The sequence below is a fragment of the Mycobacterium sp. 4D054 genome (genome assembly GCF_052245755.1).
Taxonomy (GTDB): Bacteria; Actinomycetota; Actinomycetes; order Mycobacteriales; family Mycobacteriaceae; genus Mycobacterium.
In genome coordinates, this window is record NZ_JBQQCF010000124.1 from 1 (window position 1) to 1,895 (window position 1,895).

The 1,895-nt window shown below is 64.3% G+C and carries 2 protein-coding genes; both read left to right on the forward strand.

Annotated features, from left to right (window positions below):
• Nucleotides 1-297 precede the first annotated feature (297 nt).
• Entirely contained in the window at nucleotides 298-456 is a 159-nt protein-coding gene (locus ACTWP6_RS30145) for a hypothetical protein (protein WP_165804706.1), read from the forward strand.
• Complete coding sequence (locus ACTWP6_RS30150) at nucleotides 453-1,724, forward strand: AAA family ATPase (RefSeq protein ID WP_443189626.1); 1,272 nt, start codon at nucleotides 453-455, stop codon at nucleotides 1,722-1,724. Before ACTWP6_RS30145 ends, ACTWP6_RS30150 begins: the two co-directional genes overlap by 4 nt.
• Nucleotides 1,725-1,895: the final 171 nt, after the last annotated feature.

Genomic DNA, 1,895 nt, shown 5'->3' on the forward strand with positions numbered 1-1,895 from the left:
TCAGTTCCTCGTCACACTGACGGTGCACACGAACAAGATCAATTCGACAACGGCGGCACAGGCCACATCAGCACGCTCAATGACGTCCACATACCCCGTGATCGTCATCCCGAGAGACGGTCAACACCCGGGGGGAACGAGGCGGCTTCAAGGTCCACGGCGACGGACTTCCCTCAGCATAGCGGCGTCGCCGCTTGGAAGCGTCGACACGCCGGCCGCCAGCGTGTCGTCCCACTCGATTGCGGCTGCCGTGACTTATGGCCTTGCCGCTGCACCGAGCCGCCGCTGTCGGCCCGCATGATCGACGCCGGCCGTGACGCGGCCCAACACATCCTCGACGGCGGTGATGTGCCGCTGCTCGAGCTTGAGGTGTTGCAGGCGCTTTGGCGGCGCGGTGGTGCTGATCGCGCCTTCGCCGAACGGCTCCACGAGCTGACCGGCGGCGCCATCGCATGACCGATGAACACGTCAAGCAACGCGCACTCGATGCCGTCGAGCGGCACCGACGCGACCGGCCACCCCCGACCTCACTGCCAACGTTCGATGGCCTCGACGATTCACAAGCGCTGGGCCGGCCCGAGGACGGCCCACGCCACGAGCCAGAGACCGCCGTTGATGGCGCAACATTCGTCCTGGACCAACCCGCCGGCATCCCAGCACTGTGGGGCCGCGATGCCCAGGTGATCTGGCCCGCTGGCGAAGCTCTCATGATCGCAGGAGGGCAGGGCCTGGGGAAGACCAGCATCGCGATTCTCATCGTGCGCGAACTCCTTGGCCTCGGCGACGGCAGTCTGATCGGCTTGCCGATTCACGAAATAGATTGCCGCATACTGTATCTCGCCATGGACCGGCCCAAGCAGATCGCGCGGGCCGCCGGTCGTGTATTCAGGGAATGCGACAGGCACACACTCGCCAAACAGCTCACCGTATGGTCAGGGCCGCCGCCGCGCGACTTGGCCGCCAATCCTGCACTGCTCGCGCGCATGGCCGACTACTACGACGCTGGCGTGGTCATCGTCGACTCTCTCAAAGATGCCGCTGTCCGCCTTTCCGAGGATGCAGTTGGCGCACAGTGGAATCGAGCTCGTCAGCACCTGCTGACGCAAGGCTGCCAGCTGTTGGAGCTGCACCACACGAAGAAGCGGAACCCGCAGGGGCCGGCTGTGCCGTCAGTCGATGACGTCTACGGCTCGACATGGCTGACCTCCGGTTGCGGCAGCATCGTGCTACTCAACGGCGATCCTGGTGACCCGATCGTTTCGTTCCGCCACATCAAGCAGCCCGCCGAGGAAGTCGGCCCGTACCGACTGCTGCACGACCAGGCCGCTGGCGTCCTCACCATCGAGCACTCCGTCGACCTCGTTGATCTGGTGAGGGCCAGCGGCGTTGACGGTCTGACGGCCAGAGACGCCGCAGCTGCCATCACTGAGAAGTCCTCACCTGGCCGCGCCGACATCGAGAAGGCGCGCCGCAGGCTCGACCAGCTGGCCACCGCGGGCGTGCTGGTGCGGCTCGACGGACGCACCAATGAGCACGGCGGGAAGGCCCGTAGCGCCTGGTTTCTCGCTGAGGTTTCCCAATCACGCCCAATAACGGAAAGAGGTAAACCCGCAGGTCAGAGCAATCACGCACTTTTCGAGGCCGATAGCAATCACGCAGTCGTCACGCCAATCACGCGACCAGCAAAACCGCAGGTAGAGCAATCACGCAAGCAATCACGATGATCACAAGCACCCCAATCACGGAACCCACCACCCCTTATAGGGGTGGTCAAGTCCAGGGGCGTGGTGTACGACGCCTGTCGTGTGATTCTTCGAGTTAATGGTTCAGGCGGTCAGTGCCGCGGGGGTGGCCTCCTGTTCGGTCGGGGTGTCGTTGACGGCGCGTGATTTGCT

Coding starts and splice junctions, on each gene's coding strand:
- ACTWP6_RS30145 (WP_165804706.1), top strand. CDS start 298: ATGATCGACGCCGGCCGTGACGCGGCCCAACACATCCTCGACGGCGGT.
- ACTWP6_RS30150 (WP_443189626.1), top strand. CDS start 453: ATGACCGATGAACACGTCAAGCAACGCGCACTCGATGCCGTCGAGCGG.